Below are 22,890 nucleotides of genomic sequence, written 5' to 3' on the forward strand. Positions count from 1 at the left end.
TCAGAAATCGACCGCGATGCCTTTGAGCGTCCAGTCGCCATAGCGGGTCGGATCGAGGTTGAGCGGATCCTTGGTTTCGCGCTTCGGCTCGGGCGCGGGCACGGGCACGTTGGGCGAAAGATAGGCGGGTGGCTTCACATGCGGCGGTCGGCGGCTCATGGAAGGTTCCTTTGATGCGGGGTCTCACGAGATCGCGCGCGCAGCATGAGAGTTCAAGCCCCGTGTCCGACCAACGCTCCACCAGACCCGCCGATCCGCCCGGCGTCCCCGCGCGCCGTGCCGCGCTAAAATTGCTCGATGCGGTGCTGCGGCAGGGCCTGCCGCTTGAGGCTGCGCTCGGCCGCGCCACCGCCGGGATCGAGCGCGCCGACGATCGTGCGCTCGCCCACGCGATTGCGGCGGAGGTGCTGCGCCGCCTGCCCGATCTCGACGCGCTGATCGATTCGGCGACGCCGCGCGCGCTGCCCGAGGATGCCAAGGCGCGCTTCGTGCTGCGCATCGCTTTGGTGCAGGTGCTGTCCCTCGGCACGCCCGCGCACGCCGCGATCGCGACGGTGCTGCCGCTGGTCGACGGCGGGCCGAAAAAGCTCGTCCACGGCGTATTCGGTGCGCTCTCCCGCCGGGGCGATACGCTGCCCGAGATCCCCGCGCTGCCCGATCCCGTAGCGATCCGCTGGCACGCCGCCTGGGGCGACGACATGATCGAGGCGGCGGAGAACGCGATCGCAGCACCGCCGCCGCTCGACCTGACGCTCGCCGATCCCGCCGCGACCGCGGAATGGACCGAGCGACTCGGCGGCACCTCGCTGCTGCCCGGGCATGTCCGGCTCGAATCGGCGCATGTCCCCGAACTGCCCGGCTTCGAGGAAGGCGCGTGGTGGGTGCAGGACATCGCCGCCTCGCTGCCCGCGCGCCTGATCGGGCCTAAAAGCGAGGGGGGCACGGGCACCGCGCTCGATCTGTGCGCCGCGCCCGGCGGCAAGACGATGCAGCTCGCCGCCGCCGGCTGGTCGGTAATCGCGGTCGACGCGTCCGAAGCGCGCCTCACCCGGCTGCGCGCCAACATCGAACGCACCGATACCAAGGCGCGCGTCATCACCGGCGACGTGCTGCACTGGAGCCCGCAGGAAAGCGCCGACGCGGTGCTGCTCGACGCACCGTGCAGCGCAACCGGCATCTTCCGCCGCCACCCCGACGTGCTGTACCGCACCCGCCCCTCGGTGATCGCGCAGATGGCCGCCACGCAGGCCAAGCTGCTCGCGCGCGCGTCGGGCTGGGTCAAGCCGGGCGGTACGCTCGTTTATGCCACCTGCTCGCTGGAGCGCGAGGAAGGCGAAGCACGCATCGAGGCGTTCCTTGCCGAACGGGATGACTTCACCCTCGATCCGGTGCATGCCGACGAACTCCCCGCCGGCGTCGCCCCGCACGAACGCGGCTGGGTGCGGCTGTTGCCGGGGCAGGTTTCGCCCGGCGGCAACGACGGCTTCTTCATCGCGCGGTTACGCCGCGCTTAACCATCGCGGTTGATACGTAGCTTGCGGGTGGTCGCGGCCATGCCTACAGATTCCGGCATGGCATATCCCGTCCGCATCGCGCCCTCGATCCTCTCCGCCGACTTCGCCAAGCTGGGCGAGGAGGTCCGCGCGATCGACGCGGCGGGGGCGGACTGGATCCACGTCGACGTGATGGATGGGCATTTCGTCCCCAACATCACGATCGGCCCGCAAGTGGTGAAGGCGCTGCGCCCGCACACGACCAAGCCGTTCGACGTCCACCTGATGATCCAGCCGGTCGATGCCTATCTGGACGCGTTCGCCGAGGCGGGGGCGGATACGATCAGCATCCATATCGAGGCCGGGCCGCACACCCACCGCAGCCTCCAGCACATCCGCAAGCTCGGCAAGCGCGCGGGCGTGGTGCTGACCCCGCAGACGCCGGCCAAGGCGCTCGAATATCTCATCGACTCGGTCGATCTCGTGCTCATCATGAGCGTGAACCCCGGCTTCGGCGGGCAGAGCTTCATCCCGAGCGCGCTGCGCAAGATCGCGGCGGTGCGGTCGATGATCGACAAGGGCGGCTACCGCGTCGATCTCGAGGTCGACGGTGGCATCGACGTCGAGACCGCGCGCGACGCGATCGCGGCGGGTGCGGACGCTCTGGTCGCGGGCACTGCCACCTTTCGGGGCGGGCCGGAGCATTATGCCGACAACATCCGGGCGCTGCGGGGCGCGTGAGCGACGCACCTCGCCTTGAGGTGGACGACACCTTCGATCTCGAACGCCTCGAGCCGGTCGAGGGCGGCAAGTGGCTGGTCCGCGCCGGCGGTGACAAGGGCCTCTCGCTCGCCGAACGCGTGAGCGAGCAATTCCATCGGCTGACGTGGCGCACGCCGCTGCACGGCATGCGGCTGAAGGGCCGGCATCCGCTCAAGCTGCTGGCGGTGCCCGACGATCCGTTCCTTGGCGATGTGAAGCGCGGGCGCGCGCTGCTCGGCGGTTCGGTGATGTTTCGTGGCGAAACCCGCACGATCGAGTCGCTCAACCTCGCCAAGCCTGATTTCTCCGCCGACTTCGCCGACTATCTGCACGGCGCCGGCTGGCTGCGCGACCTGTCCACCGTGGCGACGCGCGTGCAGGGCGTGCCCGTCGCCGAGGCGATCATGCGGCAATGGCTCGCCGCGCACGCGGATACCATCAGCGAGCCGGCATGGCGCCCCGATCTGTGCGCGCGGCGCATTCTGGCGTGGTCGGCGCACGCGCCGCTGATCCTGTCCTCGACCGATCTGGTCTATCGCAGCAAGGTGCTCAACACCTTCGCACGCGGCACGCGGCATCTCGATCGCGGTGCGGAGAAGGTCGCGCCCGGCGCGGCGCGGGTGGCGACGCTGTGCGGCGTGGTGGCGGGCGGCATGCTGTTGCCCGGTGGCGATCCGCGTCGGCTGGCCAGCGAGGCGGCGCTGGCGCGCGCACTCTCCGTTTCGGTGTTCGAGGATGGCGGCGTGGTGTCGCGCAGCCCGGCCGCGCAGCTCGACGTCCTAATGTTGCTCACGCAGTTGCGCGAAGTCTATGAGGCGCGCCGGATCGAGCCGCCCGAACTGGTCGCCGAGACGCTCGCGCGGCTCGTACCTGCGCTGCTCGGCGTGTGTCTGGGTGACGGCGGACTGTCGAGCTGGCAGGGTGGCGGGCCGGTGTCGGGGGACCGTGTCGCCGAGATCGTCGCGGCGACCGGCGTGCGCACGCGGCCGCTGCGGCAGGCGCGCGAATGGGGCTATCAGCGGCTTGCCGCCGCGCAGGCCGTGCTGGTGTTCGATGCCGCCCCGCCGCCGGTCGCGCGGATGGTGAAGGGCGGCTGCGCGTCCACGCTGGCGTTCGAGTTTTCCGACGGGCCACACCGCATCGTCGTCAATTGCGGCGGTGCGCGCGCCGGGGTCGCGCAGGTGCCGGTCGCGCTGGCGGAAGGGCTGCGCACCACCGCCGCACACTCGACGCTGGCGATGGGCGACAGCAACTCGACCGCCGTCCACCCCGACGGCACGCTGGGACGCGGGGTCGGCGAGGTCGAACTCGCGCGGCAGGAGAGCGAGAACGCCAGCCGGGTCGAGGCGAGCCACGACGGCTACGCCCGGCGCTTTGGCTTCCTCCACCGCCGCCAGCTCATCCTCACCGGCGACGGGCGCGAGCTGCGCGGCGACGACATGCTGCTGCCCGCGAAGAAGCGCGGGCGGATCGCCGCGACCGGCTTCGTCATCCGCTTCCACCTCGGCGCGGGGGTGGAGGTGTCGCCGACCGCCGACGGCATGGCGGCGCTGCTGCGGCTGCCCGGCGGTGCTTTGTGGCAGTTCCGCTGCAAGGGCGGCGCGCTGGCGGTCGAGCCGAGCCTGTGGATCGACGGCGACGGGCGGCCGCAATCGACCTTCCAGCTCGTTATCACGGGCGAAACGCCGGCGGGCGGCGCGAATGTCGGCTGGGTGCTGAAACGGGCGGGGTGATTTCGCGCCACTCCGTTCGTGCCGAGTAGGGATCGAGTAGGCGAAGCCGTATCGAGAGCCCGTATCGAAGCACAAGTTTCGCGCAGGGCCTGTCCTTCGATACGCCGCCTCGATAGGCCCTGCGGGCTACTCGGCAGCTACTCAGGACGAACGGGGATTTCGGGCCATCCCGACTTTCGCCAGCATGGCGATGCTGTAAGGGGAGCGCAAACTGTCCCTCGGAGTTCGCCCATGACCACCATCCCCATCCGCCGCGCCCTGCTGTCCGTGTCCGACAAGACCGGCATCGTCGATCTCGGCCGTTCGCTGGTGCAGGCGGGCGTCGAACTGGTTTCGACCGGGGGCACCGCCAAGGCGCTCCGCGATGCCGGCCTGACGGTGCGCGACATTTCCGACCTCACCGGCTTCCCGGAGATGATGGACGGTCGCGTCAAGACGCTTCACCCCAAGGTCCACGGCGGGCTGCTCGCGGTGCGCGACGATGCCGCGCATGCCGCCTCGATGCAGGAGCACGACATCGGCGCGATCGATCTGGTCGTGGTCAATCTCTATCCGTTCGAGGAAACCGTCGCGCGAGGAGCGGAGCGTGACGAGGTGATCGAGAATATCGACATCGGCGGCCCGTCGATGGTGCGCTCGGCCGCGAAGAACCACGCCTATGTCGCGATCGTCACCGATCCCGCCGATTATGCGCTGGTCGCGGGCGGCAGCACCACGCTGGAGGATCGCAAGCGCCTCGCCGCCAAGGCCTACGCGCTCACCGCCGCTTATGACGGCGCGATCGCGCAATGGTTCGCCTTCGTCGATCAGCGCGACTCGTTCCCGCAGGTGCTGCCCGTCACGCTGACGCTCGGCTCGGCGCTTCGCTACGGCGAGAACCCGCACCAGCAAGCCGCGTTCTACGCGACGTACAAGCCGTCCGCCAATGGCGTCGGCCAGGCGCGGCAGGTGCAGGGCAAGGAGCTGTCGTACAACAATTTCAACGATGCCGATGCCGCGCTCGATCTTATCAGCGAGTTCCGCGATGCCGATCCGAGCGTTGTCATCGTCAAGCACGCCAACCCGTGCGGTGTCGCCACCGCCGCCACGATCGAGCAAGCCTATGCCGATGCGTTCGCGTGCGACACGGTGTCGGCGTTCGGCGGTATCATCGCGCTCAACCGCCCGCTCGACGCCGCGACCGCACGCGCGATCACCGGCATCTTCACCGAAGTCGTGATCGCACCTGATGCCGACGAAGAGGCGCTCGCTTTGTTCGCCGCCAAGAAGAACCTGCGGCTGCTGCTGACCGGCGCGTTGCCCGATCCCGCCCGTGGCGGGCTGTTGGCGAAGGCGATCACCGGCGGCTGGCTGGTGCAGGGCCGCGACAATGCGTCGGCACCCGACATGAAGGTCGTCACCAAGCGTGCGCCGACGCAGGCCGAGCTGGCGGATTGCCGCTTCGCCTGGACGGTGGCCAAGCACGTCAAGTCCAACGCGATCGTCTATGCCAAGGACGGTGCGACCGCCGGCATCGGCGCAGGCCAGATGAACCGGCTCGAATCGGCACGCATCGCCGCATGGAAGGCCAAGGACGCCGCCGAGAAGGCCGGCTGGGCGGCCCCACGCACGATCGGCTCGGCAGTCGCGTCGGATGCGTTCTTCCCGTTCGCCGACGGGCTGCTCGCGGCGGTGGAGGCGGGTGCGACGGCGGTGATCCAGCCGGGCGGCTCGATCCGCGACGACGAGGTGATCGCCGCCGCCGATGCGGCGGGCCTCGCGATGGTGTTCACCGGCGTCCGCCACTTCCGCCACTGATCGCAAGGGCGCGCGCTCCCGCGCCCGCGCACCCATCGTCACCCCAGCGCAAGCTGGGGTCTCTCGCGGCGGCCGGATCGCGTCACCACGAAAGACTCCAGCGTTCGCTGGAGTGACGTTCGTGGTGGGGCCGGAGCAACGGACGCGCGGCGGCTCAGCCGCGCGAACCACTCAGGCCGGAATCTGCTGGCTGATGCAGTGGAAGCTGCCGCCGCCGGTCAGGATCGCGTCGGCGCGCAGCCCCACCACATCGCGCGTCGGGAACAGCGCCTGGATCGCCGCGACCGCAGCCTCGTCGTTGGGCGCGCCGTACAGCGGCACCACCACGGCGGCGTTGCCGATGTAGAAGTTCATGTAGCTCGCCGGGATCACCTCGTCGTCGCGCAGCACGCGGCCGGGCGAGGGGATGCGCTTGACCTCCAGACCCGCTGCCGCGGCGGCATCGGCGGCATGCGCATAGACCAGCCAGTTGGGATCGTTCTCGGTCGCCTCAGGGATAGCGATGACGCCGGGCGCGACGAAGCGCGCGAGATTGTCGACATGGCCGTCGGTATGGTCGTTGAGCAACCCGTCGCCGAGCCACACGATCTCGCGGAAGCCGAGGTCGGTCTTCAGCCGCGCCGCGATATCATCCTGCGACAGCGCCGGATTGCGATTGGGGTTGAGCAGGCATTGCCGGGTGGTGACGACACGGCCGGCGCCGTCGCCGTCGATCGCGCCTCCTTCGAGCACCCAATCGCGCCGTTCGACCGGCGCGCCGATCGAACCGGCGAGGCGCAGGCCGACATCGTCGTCGCCGGGCAGATCGTATTTGCCGCCCCAACCGTTGAAGGTGAACGCGCGCGCGCTGCCGTCCGACAGCAGGATCGGCCCGGTGTCGCGCAGCCAGATGTCGCCGAACGGCTGCACGACGATCTCGGCGAAATCGCCCGCCACGCGCACCGCCGCCCGCGCCGCCTCGTCATCGGCGGCGACGAGGATGACGCGCTCGCCCTTGCCCCCGGCATGAACCGCGCGGCCGAACGCGGCGACCTCCTCGCGTGCGGGTTCGAGATCGTCCTCCCACAGATCGGGGTGGCTCGGGAAACCGATCCAGACGGCCGTGTGCGGCGCCCATTCGGCGGGAGGGAGAATGTTCGGCATGACGGATTCCTTAGTGCGCGCCGCCACGATCCTTGTCGCGGATCGCGCGGAATTCGGCGGTCTTGTACCAGTTCGGCCACTGGTCGCCATCGGCGAGTTCGCGGCCGAGCCGGTAATAGAGGGTGAGATCCTCGACCGCACCCGACCAATCCCAGTTGGGATCATATCCATCCTGCGGCTTGTGGTAGCGGTTGGCGATATAGTCGAGCGTGGCGGCATGGCCGGCCGCGACGCCGCCGACGACGAGATCCTCGCCCGCCGCTCCGTCGAACATCGGCACGCCCAGCTTGGCGAAGCTGAAATGGTCCGAACGGAAATAGCTGCCGCGCTCCGGGTTGGGCTCGGGCTTGACGACGCGGCCCTGCGCTTCGACCAGCGTCTTCATCATGTCTTCCAGTTCGGATTTGCCCGCGCCGGTAATCTCGAAATCATGGGTGCGCCCCTTCACGTTGAGCACGTCCATGTTCACGCCGCCGACCGTCGCGCTGAGCGGATAGACCGGATGCTCGGCATAATAGCGCGAACCGAGCAGCCCCGCCTCCTCCGCCGTCACCGACAGGAACACGATCGACCGTTTCGCCGGCCCCGCCTTCACCTGCGCCTCGGCCAGCGCGACCAGCCCGGCGACACCGCTCGCATTGTCGAGCGCGCCGTTGCAGATGCCATCGCCCTTGACCGGATCGCAATGGCCGAGGTGATCCCAATGCGCCGAATACAACACATAGTCGTTCGGCTTGGCGGTGCCGGGCAGGATACCGACGACGTTCTTCGAGGCCTGCCGGCGAATCGTGTTGTCAAACGACACCGACGCCTTCACCCCCAGCGGCACCGCGCGGAAGCCCTTGTGCCTGGCCGCCTCGCTCAGGCTCGCGAAGTCCTTGCCCGCGCTGGCAAACAGCGCCCTGGCCTTGTCGAGCTGCATCCAGCCGATCGCCGCGCTCTCGCTCATGTGATCGCCCGGCTCGTCGAGTTCGAGCTGCGCGCCGGTGTTGCTCGACTGGACGACACCCCAGCCATAAGCGGCGGGCTCGGTATCATGGACGATGATCGCGGCAGCCGCGCCCTGCCGCGCGGCTTCCTCGTATTTGTAGGTCCAACGACCGTAATAGGTCATCGCCTTGCCCTCGAACAGGCCGGTGCGCGCGGGGCTCTGCCAGTCGGGATCGTTGACGAGGATCACCACCGTCTTACCCTTCACGTCGAGCCCGGCATAGTCGTTCCACCCGCGCTCGGGCGCGTTGATGCCGTAACCGACGAACACGACGTCGCTGTCCTTCACCGCGATATGCGGCGCGACGCGGTAGGTCTTCACCACCATGTCGGTGCGATAGGCGAGGCTTAACGGCGTCTTGCCGCCGGTGATGGTCAGCGGCGCGACGTTGGTGGCGGTCATCTCGACCAGCGGCACCGGCTGGAACCAGTCGCCGTTGACGCCGGGCTTGAGCCCCGCCGCCTTGAACCGCTCGACGATATAGGCGGTGGTCTTGTCCTCAGCCGGGGTGGTCGGCTTGCGGCCCTCGAACGCGTCGGAGGAGAGCGTCTGCGTGACGTTTTTCAGCGTCTGCACCGAGATGGCGGGTGTCTGCGCGATCGCCGGCGCGGCAAGCAACGACAGGCCAAGCAGAGCAGCGCGCATCACAATCCCCCCCGAAACGACGTGCGTCCGTTCTGGCAGCGCGCTCGCACCCGCGCAACCGAGTGTCGGGTCGTTTATAGACGGAGTGTGCCATTGGCGACCGGCGCGCCGAAATGGGGCACGCCATCCGCCGTGTAACGGAACGGCTGGACGCGGGTGTGACGGTTGGGGTCGAACAAGGGATCGCCCTTGATCTCGGCATAGTCGCGGGCGTGATAGACCAGCAGATCGCGGCCGCGCTCATCGGTGGTGAAGCTGTTGTGGCCGGGGCCGAACACATGATGCTCGGGTGAGGATTCGAACACCGGCACGGGCGACTTGGTCCAGTTCGCCGGGTCCATGATGTCCGCATCGGCGCGGCAGGTGAGCATGCCCATGCAGTAACGCGCGTCGGTCGCGCTGGCGGAATAGGTCATGAACAGCCGGCCGTTCCGCGCCAGCACGGCGGGCGCTTCGTTGACCTTGTAGCCGCGCACCTCCCAGTCGAGCGTCGGCACCGACAGCCGCACCTGTCTGGCGGCGAGCGTGAGCGGCGTCTTCAAGGGTGCGAGATAGAGGTTGCTGTTGGTGTCGATTCCGGCCTCGCGCTGCGCCCAGGCGAGGTAGCGTTGCCCCTTGTGGACGAACGAGGTCGAATCGAGCGTGAAGCTGTCCCAGTCGGTCTGAAGCTGGCCGAGGACCTTCCAATTGCCCGTCATCGGGTCCGGCCCGTCGCACACCACCGCATAGGTGCGGATGTGGAACACGTCGTCACCGCCGCCGCTCGGGCCGGCGGCATAGTACATCGTCCAGCGGCCATCGACGAGGTGGAGTTCGGGCGCCCAGATGAAGCCCGACATCGGACCGGTCTTCTCATGCCGCCACAGCACGCGCTCGGGCGCGGTGGAAAGGCCAGCGATCGTCTTCGAACGGCGCAGCACCAGCCGGTCGTATTCGGGCACCGATCCGGTCATGTAATAGCTGCCGTCGGTGTGGCGGAAGACCTGCGCGTCGGCGCGGTTCTTCACCAGCGGGTTGGTGATGACGGGCTTGGCCGCGCCCCGCGCCAGCGCGGGCGTGGCGGCAAGCGCGGCGGCGGCACCGACGAAGCCGCGACGAGTCAAATTCTGCATGGTCATTCCTCCGCGTGCGGCCAGCCGTCGACACCCCAGCGGATCGGGGCGATCCTGAGCGTCGGTGCGCCTTTATTGTCTTTGTCATAGGCATGGTAGGCGACGTAATCCGTGCCATCGGTATCGTGCAGGAAGCCGGGGTGGCCCGGCCCGCGAAACCGCCCCTTTTCGGGCAGATCGGCGCGCAGGAACACGGTGCCGCCGCCGTTCAGCATGCTGCTGCCGTCCTTGCCGAGGTACGGGCCGGTGATCGCCTTCGCGCGTGACACGACGGTGTAATAGGTGCTGTTCACGCCCTTGCAGCAGTAATCATAGCTGGCGAACAGCCAATAATACCCGCTGTGGCGCAGGATGAACGGCGCCTCGACCGGCGCGGGCGCACCCGCCGGCGCGGGGCGGTGCGCGATGGCGATCGGCGCCGCGCCGGGGTGGAGCGGCTTGCCGGTCTTCGCATCGAGTTCGACCAGCTTGAGCCCGCTCCAGAAGCTGCCGAAGCTCAGCCATTGCCGGCCCTGCGCATCGACCGCGAGGTTAGGGTCGATCGCGTTGTAATCGTCGGCGGGCATCGACATCAGCACCAGCCCCTCGTCGCGCCAGCCGTAGCCGGGCGCGGCGGGATCGAGCGTCGGGCTGGTGGCGAGCCCGATCGCCGAACGGTTCGAGCCGAAGGTCGATACCGCGTAATAGAGCCGCCAGCGCCCGTTCTCATACGAGATGTCGGGCGCCCACATGCCCTTCGCACCTGGCACCGCCTTCGTCGCCCAATCGGGCAGCGCGGTGAGCGGCGGCTTGGCGTTGGTCCAGTGGACGAGATCGGGCGAGGTCTTCGCCGACAGCCCCGTGCCGAACACGTAATAGGTGCCGCCCTGCTGCGCGATCACCGGATCGTGCGTCGGCACGAGATCGCCGCTCAGCCGGTCGTTAAGCGTCGTGGCGGCGGGCTGCTGGGCACTCGCGATCCCTGCGAGTGCCAGCGCTGCCATGCCGAGAGCGGCTTTCCGCATGGTCCTCACCCTCACCCGTTATTGCAGGTCGAGCATCACCACCGATTTCGCCGGCAGCGCGACGCTGAGCGTCGTGCCGTTGATCCGCGCGCCGGTGAAGGCGGCAGGAGCGACCACGTCGGGCGTGGCGAAATCGTTGTGCGCGTTCATCGCTTCCGCCGTCAGGATCTGCCCCGACACCGCGCTCGCCGACAGCCCGGCGAGCGAGACGCTGACCGTGATCGCCTTGTTCGGATCGAGGTTGGACAGCGCGACATGGACCTTGCCCGCCTTGTCGCGCACCGCCGAGGCGCTCACCTGCGGCATCGTCCACCGGTCCTTGCCGTACCACGGCGCGTTGAGATCGAGCGGCAACACCGTCGCGTCCATGTATGGCTTGTACATCTGATAGACGTAATAGGTCGGCGTCTTCACCATCTTCGCGCCATCGGTGAGGATCATCGCCTGGAGCACGTTGACCATCTGCGCGATCGCCGACATCCGCACGCGGTCGGCATGATGCGCGAAGATGTCGAGGTGGATCGCCGCGACCAAAGCATCGCGCAGCGTGTTCTGCTGGCGCAGGAAGCCGACGTGCGTCCCCGGATCATCCTTGTACCAGGTGCCCCATTCGTCGACCGCGAGGAAGATGCGCTTCTTGGGATCGTATTTGTCCATCACGGCGGCGTGCTTCGCCACCAGTTCTTCCATATGCTCGGCCTGGAACAAGGTGTCGGCCCAGCCGGCCTCGTCGAATTCGGTCGAGGATGCGCTCGGCGGAAATCCACCGCCGGGCACCGAATAATAATGCAGCGACACGCCGTCGATCTGGCCGGCGGCCTCGCGCATCATCGTCTCGGTCCACGTATAGTCGTCGGAATTGGCGCCCGATGCGATCTTGAGGATCCTGGTGCCCTTGGGCGCGACGACAAAGGTGGCGTAGCGCTTGGTCTCGTCCGCCGCATATTCGGCGCGCATGTTGCCGCCGCAGCCCCATAGCTCGTTGCCGATACCGAAATACGGGACCTTCCACGGCGCCTTGTGGCCGTTCTTCGCACGCTCGTCGGCCAAGCTGCCGGCGGGCGCGGTCATGTATTCCACCCACTCGGCCATCTCGCGCGGAGTGCCGTTGCCGACGTTGCCCGAGATATAGGGTTCGGAGCCGAGCTGGTCCATCAGGTCCATGAACTCATGCGTGCCGACCGCGTTGGGTTCGGTCACGCCGCCCCAGTGCGTGTTGACCTTGACCGGGCGCTTGGCGGGCGCACCGATGCCTTCGCGCCAGTGATATTCGTCCGCGAAACACCCGCCCGGCCAGCGCACGACCGGCACGCCGAGCTGTTTCAGCGCAGCCACCACGTCGTTGCGAAAGCCGCGCGTGTTGGGGATCTTGGAATCCTTGCCGACCCACAGGCCGCCGTAGATGCCGTTGCCGAGATGCTCGGCGAACTGGGTGAAGATGCGGTGGTCATACACCGGCCCGGGCGCATCGGCGTGCAGCGTGGCGACGGCGGTGCCGGCGGGCGGCGGCGTCACCGGTTTGGGCGCGCGTTGCGCCACACCGGCGGTGGCGACGGCGACCAGCGCCGCACCGGCCAGTATCGTTTGCAGGACCTTGCGCATTCTCATCCTCCCTTTGATCGTCATCTGGCTCTAGGCGGCCGCGCGGTTCGCGATCTCGCCCGCGCTGGCATGAACAGTCTTCCAAAACACGCCGGCTGTACCCGTTGAGGGTTTACTCCTACTTATTTGCGAGCCCCGTCAAACGCAATCTCGCGTTTTGAAACCGTGCGCCGGCTGTTAAGGCCGGGACGGGAGACACGGATGACCGATCGCACAGACGAAGGCGAAGACAAATCGGCCGAACGCGCGCCGCGCGGCACCGGGCGGCGCCTGAACGGCGCGATCGCGCACAAGCTCGGCATCGCGATCGTGTCGGGCGCCTATGCGCCGGGCGATATCCTGTCGAGCGAGGTGGATTTCTCCGAAGCGCTCGACGTATCGCGCGGCGCCTACCGCGAGGCGATCCGCGCGCTCGCCGCGAAGGGGCTGGTCGAGAGTCGCCCCAAGGCGGGCACGCGCGTGCTGCCCCGCGCGCGCTGGAACCTGCTCGATCCCGATGTGCTGACCTGGGCGTTCGCGGGCGAACCCGACCCGCAATTCGTGCGCAACCTGTTCGAATTGCGCGCGGTGGTCGAGCCCGCAGCGGCGGGGTTCGCGGCGGAACGGCGCGACCGTGACGATCTCAGGCTGATGAAGGAGGCGCTCGGCCGCATGCGCCGCCATTCGCTCGCCACCGAAGCGGGTCGCGCCGCCGATCGCGACTTTCACGACGCGATCCTGCGCGCGACCAGAAACGACGCGATGATGGTGCTGGCGGCGAGCATCGGCGCGGCGGTGAGCTGGACGACGCAGTACAAGCAGCGCGCGCGGGAACTGCCGCGCAACCCGATTCCCGATCACGCCCGCGTCTATGATGCGATCGCTGCGGGTGACGCCGCCGCCGCCAGCGCGGCGATGCGCGTGCTGGTCGATCTCGCGCTGGAAGACACCGCGAGCGCGATGCGCAAGCCCGACTAGCCGACCTCTTGCCCGCGGGATTCTTGTCCGACTATACGCTTTCTCATGCAAACCGCGTCGGTTGCGGCCGTCATGAAGGGATATAGAGGATGCTGATGATCTGGCGCGCCGGCGTGGCGGCTCTTGCCGTGGCCGCGGCTTTCACCGCCTGCACCGCCGACGCGGCCGATGCAAAACGCGAAGCGGCGGGCAAGCTCGCGGACGGTTCGCCGGTCGAGGCGGTGACGCTCTCCAACGCGCACGGCATCTCGGCGCGCATCCTCAACTACGGCGCGACGTTGCAAGCGCTGATCGCCCCCGACCGCGACGGCAAGCTCGCCGATATCGCGCTCGGCTATGACGATGCCGCCACCTATCAGGGCCACCCCAATTACTTCGGCGCGACGATCGGCCGCTACGCCAACCGCATCGCCGGCGGCCGCTTCTCGATCGACGGCAAAGGCTATCAACTTCCGCTCAACGACAAGACCAATTCGCTGCATGGCGGCGGCAAGGGCTTCGACAAGCAGCTGTGGAAGATCGTGGCCGTCAAGTCGGGGCCGGTCGCCTCGGTGGTGTTGGCGCTGTCGAGTCCCGACGGTGACGCCGGCTATCCCGGCGCACTCGATGCGACCGTCACCTATGCGCTGGACGAAGGCGGCGCACTCAGGATCAGCTACGATGCGAAGACGACCAGGCCGACCGTCGTCAACATGACCAACCACAGCTTCTTCAATCTCGCGGGTGAGGGATCACCCGCCGGCGCGACCTTCCACACGCTGATGGTGCCCGCTGCCGTTTACACGCCCGTCGATGCGCACCTGATCCCGACCGGCGAACGTCGCGCGGTCGCGGGCACGGTGTTCGATTTCCGCGCGCCCCGCGTCATCGCCGACGGCATCCGCGACGGCCGCGACGAGCAAATCCGCTTCGGCCAGGGCTACGACCACAATTTCGCGCTCGACAAGGGGCTCACCGCGACGCCGCAGCTCGCCGCGCGGCTCGAAGATCCGGCTTCGGGCCGCGTGCTCGAACTGCTCACCACCGAGCCGGGTGTGCAGGTTTATACCGCCAACTTCCTCGACGGCACCTTCGTCGGCAAGCACGGCCACGTCTATCGCATGGGTGACTCGGTCTCGCTCGAGCCGCAGAAGTTCCCGGACTCACCCAACCACCCGGACTTCGTCTCGGCGCGGGTGGATCCGGGCAAGCCATATCACAGCGAGTCGATCTACAAACTGTCCGTCGCGCCGCGCTGAACCTTCTTCTTCGTTCCACGTGAAACCGGCCCGCGTGTCCGAGGATGCGCGGGCCGGTTTGCGTTCGCGCCACTTTACGCCGCGTGTTCCGCCGCTTATGCCGCCGTCCACCTTGGGGGAGGTTGCATGAAACGGGGAACATACGCCGTAATGGCGCTGGCGGCGATCGCAGCGCAAGCGGAGGCGGCGAGCGACGCGGCCACACGGTTTGGCGCGCGTGAGGGCATCGGCCAGATCAGCCTGTCGCCCGATGGCAAGCAGATCGCCTTTATCCAGCCCAATGGCGATCGCGGCGCGGCGGTGGTGATCGCCACGGTCGCGACCGGCGCGCTCAAGGCGGTGCTGAGTTCGTCCGGCAACCCCGACCGGCTGCAATCGTGTCGCTGGACGACCGACACTCGGCTGGTCTGCACCATATACATGATCGTCAGCGACGGCCGCTATTCGCTCGGCTATACCCGCATGGTCGCGGTCAACGCCGATGGGCAGAAGATCACGATGCTCAGCGCGCGCAACACCGATCGCTCGCTCGGCATCGCGACCGACGGCGGCGACGTGATCGATTGGCAGACCGACGCCGGAGACGGGAGCGTGCTGATGACGCACACCTATATCCCTGAGAACACGACCGGCACCAATCTCGCCAACACGCGCGAGGGATACGGCGTGGACCGGGTCGATACCGTCACCCTGAAGCGTATCAACGTCGAGCCGCCGCGCATCGGTGCGGAGGATTACATCACCGACGGGCACGGCACCGTCAGGATCATGGAGACACGCGGCTCGTCCAACGGCGGCTATATGAAGGACACGGCCAGCGTCCTGTACCGCATGGCCGACAGCCGTCAGTGGAAGGTGCTGGGCACGGTCAAGCAGACCGGCAGCACCAGCATCGGCTTCGATCCGGTCGCGGTCGATCGTGACCGCAACCTCGCCTACGGGTTCGACACGGTGGACGGACGCACCGCGCTCTATTCGGTGGCGCTCGACGGGACGCTCAAGCGCGACGTCGTGCTCGCCCGGCCCGATGTCGATGTCGACGGCGTCGTGCAGATCGGCCGCCAACGCCGCGTGGTTGGCGCCAGCTTCGCGACCGACAAGCGCCAGACGGTCTATTTCGATCCCGAACTCAAGACTCTTGCGGCGTCACTCGCCAAGGCGCTGCCGGGGCTGCCGCTGGTCAACATCGTCGATGCAAGCGCGGACGAGAGCAAGCTGTTGATGTTCGCCGGCAGCGATGTCGATCCCGGCCATTACTACCTGTACGACAAGGCCACCCGCAAGCTGGCCGAGGTTCTGCCGGTGCGGCAGGCGCTGACCAGCACGAAGCTCGCCCCGGTCAAGGCGATCAGCGTCACCGCCGCCGACGGCACCGCCATCCCCGCCTATCTGACGCTGCCGCCAGGCAGTGACGGCAAGGGCTTGCCCGCGATCGTCATGCCGCACGGCGGCCCCGATGCGCGCGACGAATGGGGGTTCGACTGGCTGGCGCAGTTCTTCGCCAATCGCGGCTATGCGGTGCTCCAGCCCAATTTTCGCGGCTCGACCGGCTATGGCATGGCTTTTTTCGAGAAGAACGGCTTTCAATCCTGGCCGATCGCGATCGGCGACGTCAACGACAGCGGGCGCTGGCTGGTCAAGCAGGGCATTGCCGATCCCGCCAAGCTGGCGATCGTCGGCTGGTCGTACGGCGGCTATGCGGCGCTGCAATCCGCCGTGGTCGATCCGCAGTTGTTCAAGGCGATCGTAGCGGTCGCGCCCGTCACCGATCTCGAGTCGGCGCGGCAGGAACATCGCGACTTCACCAACTTCACGATCGTCGACGCGCAGATCGGGCATGGTCCGCATATTCTCGCCGGCTCCCCCGCGCAGCATGCCGACCGCTTCGTCGCGCCGGTGCTGCTGTTCCACGGCGATCAGGACCGCAACGTCGGCATCGGCGAATCGCGGCTGATGGCGTCACGCCTGAAGGGTGCAGGCAAGCGCGTCGAGTTTACCGAGTTCCACGGGCTCGACCATCAGCTCGACGACAGCGGCGCACGCGCGGCCATGCTCGACAAGATGGACGCGTTCCTGCGCACCAACCTGAAGCTGCCGCCCGCACCTTGAGGGGTGCGGGCGGCGCACCTCAGCCGTTGGGCAGCGCGTAGGCGATGACCGCATCGCCCGTCTTGGTGCCGAGCCCGCCGTGGCCACCGGCGGCGATCGCGATGAACTGCTTGCCGTTCACCGCATAGCTCATCGGCGTCGCGTTGCCGCCTGCGGGCAGACCGTCGCTCCATACGGTCTTGCCGGTGTTGAGGTCGATCGCGCGGAACATGTCGTCCGCGGTCGCGCCGATGAAGACGAGGCCGCCGGCGGTGATCATGTTGCCGCCAATGTTGAAGATGCCGGTCTTCATCGGCAGGTTGGCGTGCGTGCCGAACAGCCCGGTCGCGCGCGTATCGCCGAGCGCGTGCTGCCACACGATCTTCTGCGTCGTCAGATCGATCGCGGTGAGCGTGCCCCATGGCGGCGGGTTGCACGGCACGCCGATCGGGTTGAGCCACGGGTGGACCATGCCGATATAGGGCGTGCCATATTGCGGAGCGATGCCGGTCGCGATCTTGGGCTCGTTACCCTGCCCGTTCCAGGCCGGCACCTTGCCCGATTTCTCATAGGGCGCGCGCGGCTTCATCGTGATCATGAACGGGATGTAGTTCGAATTGGCGACGAGCAGCTTGCGCGTCGGGTCGATCGAGGCGCCATGCCAGTCGATCACGCCGTCGAACGCGGGATAGACGATGGTCGGCTTGGTATGCGGCGGGGTGAACTGTCCCTCATAGGCCGCCGAGCGGAACTGGATGCGGCACAGCATCTGGTCGATCGGCGTCGCACCCCACAGATGGTTTTCGACCAGATCGGCGGGCGTCAACGACGGCATGCCGACCGGGTAAGGCTGCGTGGGGGAGAGACGTTCGCCGGGCACGCCGTCCTGCGGCACCGGCTTCTCGACCGTGCGCACCAGCGGCCGGCCGTTGGTACGGTCGAGCACGAAGAACTCGCCGCGCTTGGTCGATTGCACCAGCGCGGGCACGAGCTTGCCGCCGATCGGCAGATCGACCAGCGACGGGCCGACCGGCAGATCCATATCCCACACGTCGTGGTGCGTGGTCTGGAAGTGCCACTTCGGCTGGCCGGTGGTGATGTCGAGCGCGACGATCGAGGAGTTGTAAGCATCGTCGAACGGGCGACGGCCGCCGCCGAAATAGTCCGGGGTGGCGTTGCCGAGCGGCAGGTACACCATGTTGAGCTCAGGGTCGGCGGTATAGACGCCCCAGGCATTGGGGGTGCCGCGCGTGAGTACGGTATCGTCGCCGGGATGCACGACCTGATCGGGATGACCGACGTCCCACGCCCAGACGATCTTGCCGGTCATCGGATCGAACGCACGGATCGCGCCCGAAGGCTCGCCGCGCGCCTGATTGTCATACACCCAGCCGCCGAGGATCATGCGATCGTGCAGCACCAGCGGTGGCGATGTGACGAAGTGGAAACCTGCCGGCACATGGCCGAGATACTGTTTGAGGTCGATGAAGCCGTGCGTGCCGAAATCCTCGCACGGTTTGCCGGTGACGGCGTTGAGCGCCATCACGCGCGCATCGAGCACCGGCGCGATGATCCGCGTCGGGCAATCGGTCGCCTTGTCGGCGGGGGCGGCGTAATAGGCTACGCCGCGGCAGGCGAGGTACACGTCGGGGTTGGTGTTGGCGTGCGGATCGAACTTCCACTTCATCTTGCCGGTAGCGGCGTCGATCGCCTCGACCCAGCTATGCCCGGTGCAGACGTACATGGTGTCGCCGACCTTGATCGGCGTCGCTTCGAAGTTGAATTCGTGGCCGGCATCGGTGCCGCCGACATCCTCACCGGGGCGCATCGTGTCGCCGGTGTGCATCGTCCACGCGACCTTAAGCTTGCCGACGTTGCCCGCGTTGATCTGCGCGAGCGGCGAGAAGCGGTCGCCCTTGGGCGTGCGACCGTAGAACCACCAGTCACTCGCGGGCACGCTGTTGTCGACCTGCCCCGCGACGTTGCGCTGGGCGGCGGTGCCGTCGACACCGACCGGCTGGAGGAAGCCGACGATCAGCACGAGGATCGCCAGCGCGGCGGTCAGGCCCGGTGCGAACGCGGCGTAACGCTTGGCGGGGCTGGTCGAGGCCGGGCTCAGCGAGCGTCGCACCCATGGCATCAGCAGCCATAGGCCGAGCACGATCGGCGCGACGAGGCGCGGTTCGAGGCTCCAGCCGTTGAAGCCGACTTCGGCGATCGCCCACAGCACCGTGCCGAGCAGCACGAGCCCGTACAGCCACAGCGCCGACACGTCGCGGCGCAGCAGCAGCGCGCCAGTCGCGGCGACGCCAAGACCGGCGATGAGATAGTAGAGCGAACCGCCCAGTGCCGCCAGATACACGCCGCCGAGAGCGAGGATGATCCCTACGAGGAGGAATACACCTCCTGTGAACCAGGGGCGGCGTGATCTGTTTTGAGGCATTCGGAACTCCTTACGCACGCGCAACGTGACCGGTGCCGGGATGTTCCTGTCTGGCCGAAGCGGACGTGTGAAAAGATGTGTTGCCGTGCGGAAACGATCGAGAAACGGGCCGGCAACGAAAAAGGGCGGCCGTTGCGGGCCGCCCTCTTCTTTTCGGATCGCGTCGCGGGCGAAGTCCGCGCCGTCGGTCGGCGCTGTAGCGCCGCCGGCCGCTCGCGCTAAAAATGCTCGATTTAGCTTCGCTAAATCTCGATCAGCGCGAGTAGAACTCGACCACCAGGTTCGGTTCCATCTTCACCGGATAGGGCACTTCGTCGAGCGTCGGAACGCGCGTGAAGGTGACCTTGGCGGCACCATCTGGAGCGACATAATCGGGGATCTCGCGCTCGGACAGGGCCTGCGCTTCCATCACCAGCGCCATTTCCTGCGCCTTCGAACCCAGCGTGATCTCCTCGCCGGCGAACACGCGGCGCGAGGCGATGTTGCACTTCACGCCGTTGACGCGGACGTGGCCGTGGCTGACGAGCTGGCGCGCGGCGAACACGGTCGGCGCGAACTTGGCGCGGTACACGATCATGTCGAGACGCTGTTCGAGCAGGCCGATCAGGTTCTGGCTGGTATCGCCCTTCATGCGTGCTGCCTCATGGTAGCATGCGCGGAACTGCTTCTCGGTGACGTCGCCGTAATAGCCCTTGAGCTTCTGCTTGGCGCGGAGCTGAAGACCGAAGTCCGAAACCTTGCCCTTGCGGCGCTGGCCGTGCTGGCCGGGGCCGTACTCACGCTTGTTCACCGGGGACTTGGGACGGCCCCAGATGTTCTCGCCCATACGGCGATCGAGTTTATGCTTGGCGCTGGAACGCTTCGACATGATATTTCCTAAACAAGTGCCAACAACAAGACCGGCGGGAAGCCGATCGATACCCGGTCATCGCGCCGACACATGTCGGGGCCACCGCTTCACCGGGGTGCGGGACCAAATGCGAAGGCGGGCGGTTAGCGGCGCGCCATCCAAGAGTCAAGGCGATCATCCGCCGCGACGAACGCCGCGCCCGCCGCTATCGGCACCCCACTTGACGCCACCCGGCCGACCCTTTCACCCTCGCGCGTACACGTAAGGATGTGACCGAACGCCATGCAGCTTGTTATCGTCGAATCGCCGGCCAAGGCGAAAACCATCGAGAAGTACCTCGGCTCCGATTACCGCGTGCTGGCGAGCTACGGCCACGTCCGCGATCTGCCGCCCAAGGATGGGTCGGTGAACCCCGACGAGGGGTTTGCGATGGAGTGGGAAAACTACGCCGACAAGACCAAGCAACTCAAGGCGATCACCGATCTCGCCAAGGGTGCCGACCGTCTGATCCTCGCGACCGATCCGGATCGCGAGGGCGAGGCGATCTCGTGGCACGTCCAGGAGGTGCTCAAGAACCGCAAGGCGCTGCCCAAGGACGTGCAGCGCGTGACGTTCAACGCCATCACCAAGGCGACCGTGACGGAGGCGATGAAGCATCCGCGCGAACTCGATACCGATCTGATCGACGCCTACCGGGCGCGCCGTGCGCTCGATTATCTGGTCGGCTTCACGCTGTCGCCCGTGCTGTGGCGCAAGCTGCCCGGCGCGAAGTCGGCCGGGCGTGTACAGTCGGTCGCGCTGCGGCTGATCGTCGAGCGTGAGCGCGAGATCGAAGCATTCCGCGCGCAGGAATATTGGTCGGTCGCCGCGCAGATGGAGCAGGACGGCACGCCCTTCACCGCGCGCCTGACCCGCTGGAACGGCGACAAGATCGACCGGCTGTCGATCGGCGACGAAGCCACCGCGATGCGCGCCAAGGCCGATGTCGCGGCGGGCCACTTCACCGTGCAATCGGTCGAGACCAAGCCCGCCACGCGCAACCCGCCGCCGCCGTTCACCACCTCGACGCTCCAGCAGGAGGCATCGCGGAAACTCGGCTTCTCGGCGGATCACACGATGCGGATCGCGCAGAGCCTCTACGAAGACGGCGCGATCACCTACATGCGGACCGACGGCGTGCAGATGGATTCGAGCGCGATCTCGGCCGCGCGCCTCGCCGTCGCCAACCGCTATGACGCGAGCTACGTGCCCGACAAGCCGCGCCACTACACCTCCAAGGCGAAGAATGCGCAGGAAGCGCATGAGGCAATCCGCCCGACCGATTTCGGCAAGGATCGCGCCGGCTCGGGCGATCACGGCCGGCTGTACGATCTGATCTGGAAGCGTGCGCTCGCCAGCCAGATGGCGTCGGCGCGGCTGGAACGCACCACGGTCGAGCTCGCCGAGGGCACCGACCGCACCGCGCTGCGCGCCACCGGCCAGGTCGTGCTGTTCCCCGGCTACCTGACGCTGTACGAGGAAGGCACCGACGACAGCGCGGATGAGGACGCGCGCCGCCTGCCGCGCCTGCGCGAGGGCGATGCGCCCGCCAAGAAAGCGGTCGACGCCGAGCAGCATTTCACCCAGCCGCCGCCGCGCTTCTCCGAAGCCAGCCTCGTTAAACGGCTCGAGGAACTCGGCATCGGCCGGCCGTCGACTTACGCGTCGATCATCAAGACGCTCAAGGACCGCAGCTACGTCCGCACCGAGAAGAACCGCTTCTTCGCCGAGGAGAGCGGGCGGCTGGTGACGGCGTTCCTCGAACGCTTCTTCGAACGCTATGTCGGCTATGATTTCACGGCGGGACTCGAGGACGAACTCGACGAGGTATCGGGCGGCCGCGCCGAGTGGCAGGCGGTGCTGGAGGCGTTCTGGAAGGACTTCAAGCCGCGCACCAGCGAGGTGATGGAGCAGAAGCCTTCGGAAGTGACGGCGGAACTCGACAAGTTCCTCGCGCCCTATCTGTTCCCCGAGCGCGCCGATGGTGGCGATCCCCGGCTGTGCCCGAGCTGCGGCATCGGCCAGCTCGCGCTGCGCGGCGGCAAGTTCGGCGCGTTCGTGGCGTGTTCGAACTACCCGGACTGCAAATACACCCGCCGCTTCGGCCAGGGTGGTGCGGCGGAGGACGGCAGCGCGCTGGAAAACGAGATCCTCGGCAACGATCCCGACACCGGCCTGCCGGTCGAACGCAAGTCGGGGCGGTTCGGCCCGTACATCCAGCTCGGCGACGGCAAGGAGGCGAAGCGCGCCTCGATCCCCAAGGATGTGCCCGAACTCGATCTCGAATGGGCGATCAAATTGCTGTCGCTGCCGCGCACGATCGGCACGCACCCTGAGACAGGCGAGCCGATCACCGCCTCGATCGGCCGTTATGGTCCGTATCTGCAACATGCCGGCAAATATGCGCGCCTCACCTCGACCGAGGAGGTGTTCGAGACCGGCATGAACGCGGCGGTCGTCAAGCTGGCGGAAGCGGCGGCGGGTGGCGGGCGTCCGCAGCGCGGCGCTGCGCGCGAACCCTTGAAGGTGCTCGGCAAGCATCCGCGCACCGAGGCCGAGATCAAGCTGATGGAGGGCCGCTACGGCGCATATGTCACCGATGGCGAAACCAACGCCACCTTGCCCAAGTCAATCGAGAAGGATGCGCTGACGCTTGAGGAAGCCGCGCAACTGATCGACGCGCGCGCGGCGGCGGCTCCGGCCAAGCCCAAGAAGAAGGCGCCGGCCAAGAAGGCTGCCCCGAAGAAAGCGGCGGCGGCAAAGGCTCCGGCGAAAGCGGCGGCGAAGAAGGCGCCTGCCAAGAAGCCGGCAGCGAAGGCCGCCAAAGAGGCGTAACTGCTTACCGCATCACCCGTTCGTCCTGAGCGCAGTCGAAGGACATGATCGAGGCGGCGCGCTGGTGGCGCGCACTTCGACTGCGCTCAGTGCGAACGGTGGATGTGCGGCAGCGTCCCGAAAACCGTTTGTCCCGAGCGAAGTCGAGGGTTGGCCCC

The 22,890-nt window shown here is 67.5% G+C and carries 15 protein-coding genes and 1 pseudogene; 8 read left to right on the forward strand and 8 right to left on the reverse strand.

The window, feature by feature from the left end:
• The gene (locus AC3ANX_RS20110) at positions 1–159 is read right to left on the reverse strand and encodes a DUF1674 domain-containing protein (protein WP_488334981.1); all 159 of its coding nucleotides are present in this window, start codon (positions 157–159) and stop codon (positions 1–3) included.
• A gap of 62 nt (positions 160–221) precedes the next feature.
• Here AC3ANX_RS20110 and AC3ANX_RS20115 point away from each other — a divergent pair, with 62 nt between their 5' ends.
• From AC3ANX_RS20115 to purH, 4 genes are all read left to right on the forward strand, one after another.
• Complete coding sequence (locus tag AC3ANX_RS20115; RefSeq protein WP_488334982.1) at positions 222–1,514, forward strand: RsmB/NOP family class I SAM-dependent RNA methyltransferase; 1,293 nt, start codon at positions 222–224, stop codon at positions 1,512–1,514.
• Between the two features lie 57 nt (positions 1,515–1,571).
• A complete protein-coding gene (gene rpe, locus AC3ANX_RS20120) occupies positions 1,572–2,234 on the forward strand; it encodes a ribulose-phosphate 3-epimerase (protein WP_488334983.1) in 663 nt (220 codons plus the stop codon).
• Complete coding sequence (locus AC3ANX_RS20125) at positions 2,231–3,988, forward strand: heparinase II/III family protein (RefSeq protein WP_488334984.1); 1,758 nt, start codon at positions 2,231–2,233, stop codon at positions 3,986–3,988. The genes rpe and AC3ANX_RS20125 overlap by 4 nt, the downstream gene beginning before the upstream one ends.
• A gap of 231 nt (positions 3,989–4,219) precedes the next feature.
• Positions 4,220–5,785: a bifunctional phosphoribosylaminoimidazolecarboxamide formyltransferase/IMP cyclohydrolase gene (gene purH / locus AC3ANX_RS20130; protein ID WP_488334985.1), complete on the forward strand. Its 1,566-nt coding sequence runs from the start codon at positions 4,220–4,222 to the stop codon at positions 5,783–5,785.
• 171 nt (positions 5,786–5,956) lie between these two features.
• On the opposite strand, the gene AC3ANX_RS20135 is transcribed toward purH, so the two are convergent.
• From AC3ANX_RS20135 to AC3ANX_RS20155, 5 genes and pseudogenes are all read right to left on the reverse strand, one after another.
• The gene (locus AC3ANX_RS20135) at positions 5,957–6,928 is read right to left on the reverse strand and encodes an agmatine deiminase family protein (RefSeq protein WP_488334986.1); all 972 of its coding nucleotides are present in this window, start codon (positions 6,926–6,928) and stop codon (positions 5,957–5,959) included.
• Positions 6,929–6,938: 10 nt separating this feature from the next.
• On the reverse strand, positions 6,939–8,564 hold the full coding sequence (locus tag AC3ANX_RS20140) for a M28 family metallopeptidase (RefSeq protein ID WP_488334987.1): 1,626 nt from the start codon (positions 8,562–8,564) through the stop codon (positions 6,939–6,941).
• 83 nt (positions 8,565–8,647) lie between these two features.
• Positions 8,648–9,676 (reverse strand): annotated as a pseudogene (locus AC3ANX_RS20145) (glycoside hydrolase family 43 protein); the annotation flags it as partial.
• A 2-nt stretch (positions 9,677–9,678) separates the two neighbouring features.
• Entirely contained in the window at positions 9,679–10,680 is a 1,002-nt protein-coding gene (locus AC3ANX_RS20150; RefSeq protein ID WP_488334988.1) for an arabinan endo-1,5-alpha-L-arabinosidase, read from the reverse strand.
• A gap of 18 nt (positions 10,681–10,698) precedes the next feature.
• Positions 10,699–12,282, reverse strand: coding sequence for an alpha-N-arabinofuranosidase (locus AC3ANX_RS20155; protein ID WP_488334989.1), 1,584 nt, complete (start codon positions 12,280–12,282; stop codon positions 10,699–10,701).
• 201 nt (positions 12,283–12,483) lie between these two features.
• Here AC3ANX_RS20155 and AC3ANX_RS20160 point away from each other — a divergent pair, with 201 nt between their 5' ends.
• From AC3ANX_RS20160 to AC3ANX_RS20170, 3 genes are all read left to right on the forward strand, one after another.
• Complete coding sequence (locus tag AC3ANX_RS20160; protein ID WP_488334990.1) at positions 12,484–13,239, forward strand: FadR/GntR family transcriptional regulator; 756 nt, start codon at positions 12,484–12,486, stop codon at positions 13,237–13,239.
• A gap of 95 nt (positions 13,240–13,334) precedes the next feature.
• Positions 13,335–14,477 carry an aldose epimerase family protein gene (locus tag AC3ANX_RS20165; protein ID WP_488337018.1) on the forward strand — a complete coding sequence of 381 codons (1,143 nt, stop codon included), beginning with the start codon at positions 13,335–13,337 and terminating at the stop codon, positions 14,475–14,477.
• Positions 14,478–14,603: 126 nt separating this feature from the next.
• Positions 14,604–16,586 (forward strand): alpha/beta hydrolase family protein, encoded by a 1,983-nt coding sequence (locus AC3ANX_RS20170; protein ID WP_488334991.1) that lies wholly within the window; start codon positions 14,604–14,606, stop codon positions 16,584–16,586.
• 19 nt (positions 16,587–16,605) lie between these two features.
• Here the strand turns inward: AC3ANX_RS20170 and AC3ANX_RS20175 are convergent, their stop codons facing one another.
• Both AC3ANX_RS20175 and rpsD read right to left on the reverse strand, forming a co-directional pair.
• Positions 16,606–19,008, reverse strand: a complete 2,403-nt coding sequence (locus AC3ANX_RS20175; protein WP_488334992.1) for a membrane-bound PQQ-dependent dehydrogenase, glucose/quinate/shikimate family — start codon at positions 19,006–19,008, stop codon at positions 16,606–16,608.
• Between the two features lie 253 nt (positions 19,009–19,261).
• Positions 19,262–19,876, reverse strand: a complete 615-nt coding sequence (rpsD, locus tag AC3ANX_RS20180; protein ID WP_488334993.1) for a 30S ribosomal protein S4 — start codon at positions 19,874–19,876, stop codon at positions 19,262–19,264.
• A gap of 264 nt (positions 19,877–20,140) precedes the next feature.
• Here rpsD and topA point away from each other — a divergent pair, with 264 nt between their 5' ends.
• Positions 20,141–22,732, forward strand: a complete 2,592-nt coding sequence (gene topA, locus AC3ANX_RS20185; protein ID WP_488334994.1) for a type I DNA topoisomerase — start codon at positions 20,141–20,143, stop codon at positions 22,730–22,732.
• The last annotated feature ends 158 nt before the right edge of the window (positions 22,733–22,890 follow it).

Source organism: Sphingomonas sp. BRN-1R (assembly GCF_057748035.1).

Bases quoted from the DNA above. Each gene is read 5' to 3' on its own strand.
- AC3ANX_RS20110 (WP_488334981.1), bottom strand. From the start codon at position 159: ATGAGCCGCCGACCGCCGCATGTGAAGCCACCCGCCTATCTTTCGCCC.
- rpe (WP_488334983.1), top strand. From the start codon at position 1,572: ATGGCATATCCCGTCCGCATCGCGCCCTCGATCCTCTCCGCCGACTTC.
- purH (WP_488334985.1), top strand. From the start codon at position 4,220: ATGACCACCATCCCCATCCGCCGCGCCCTGCTGTCCGTGTCCGACAAG.
- AC3ANX_RS20135 (WP_488334986.1), bottom strand. From the start codon at position 6,928: ATGCCGAACATTCTCCCTCCCGCCGAATGGGCGCCGCACACGGCCGTC.
- AC3ANX_RS20140 (WP_488334987.1), bottom strand. From the start codon at position 8,564: ATGCGCGCTGCTCTGCTTGGCCTGTCGTTGCTTGCCGCGCCGGCGATC.
- AC3ANX_RS20150 (WP_488334988.1), bottom strand. From the start codon at position 10,680: ATGCGGAAAGCCGCTCTCGGCATGGCAGCGCTGGCACTCGCAGGGATC.
- AC3ANX_RS20155 (WP_488334989.1), bottom strand. From the start codon at position 12,282: ATGCGCAAGGTCCTGCAAACGATACTGGCCGGTGCGGCGCTGGTCGCC.
- AC3ANX_RS20160 (WP_488334990.1), top strand. From the start codon at position 12,484: ATGACCGATCGCACAGACGAAGGCGAAGACAAATCGGCCGAACGCGCG.
- AC3ANX_RS20165 (WP_488337018.1), top strand. From the start codon at position 13,335: ATGATCTGGCGCGCCGGCGTGGCGGCTCTTGCCGTGGCCGCGGCTTTC.
- AC3ANX_RS20170 (WP_488334991.1), top strand. From the start codon at position 14,604: ATGAAACGGGGAACATACGCCGTAATGGCGCTGGCGGCGATCGCAGCG.
- AC3ANX_RS20175 (WP_488334992.1), bottom strand. From the start codon at position 19,008: ATGCCTCAAAACAGATCACGCCGCCCCTGGTTCACAGGAGGTGTATTC.
- rpsD (WP_488334993.1), bottom strand. From the start codon at position 19,876: ATGTCGAAGCGTTCCAGCGCCAAGCATAAACTCGATCGCCGTATGGGC.
- topA (WP_488334994.1), top strand. From the start codon at position 20,141: ATGCAGCTTGTTATCGTCGAATCGCCGGCCAAGGCGAAAACCATCGAG.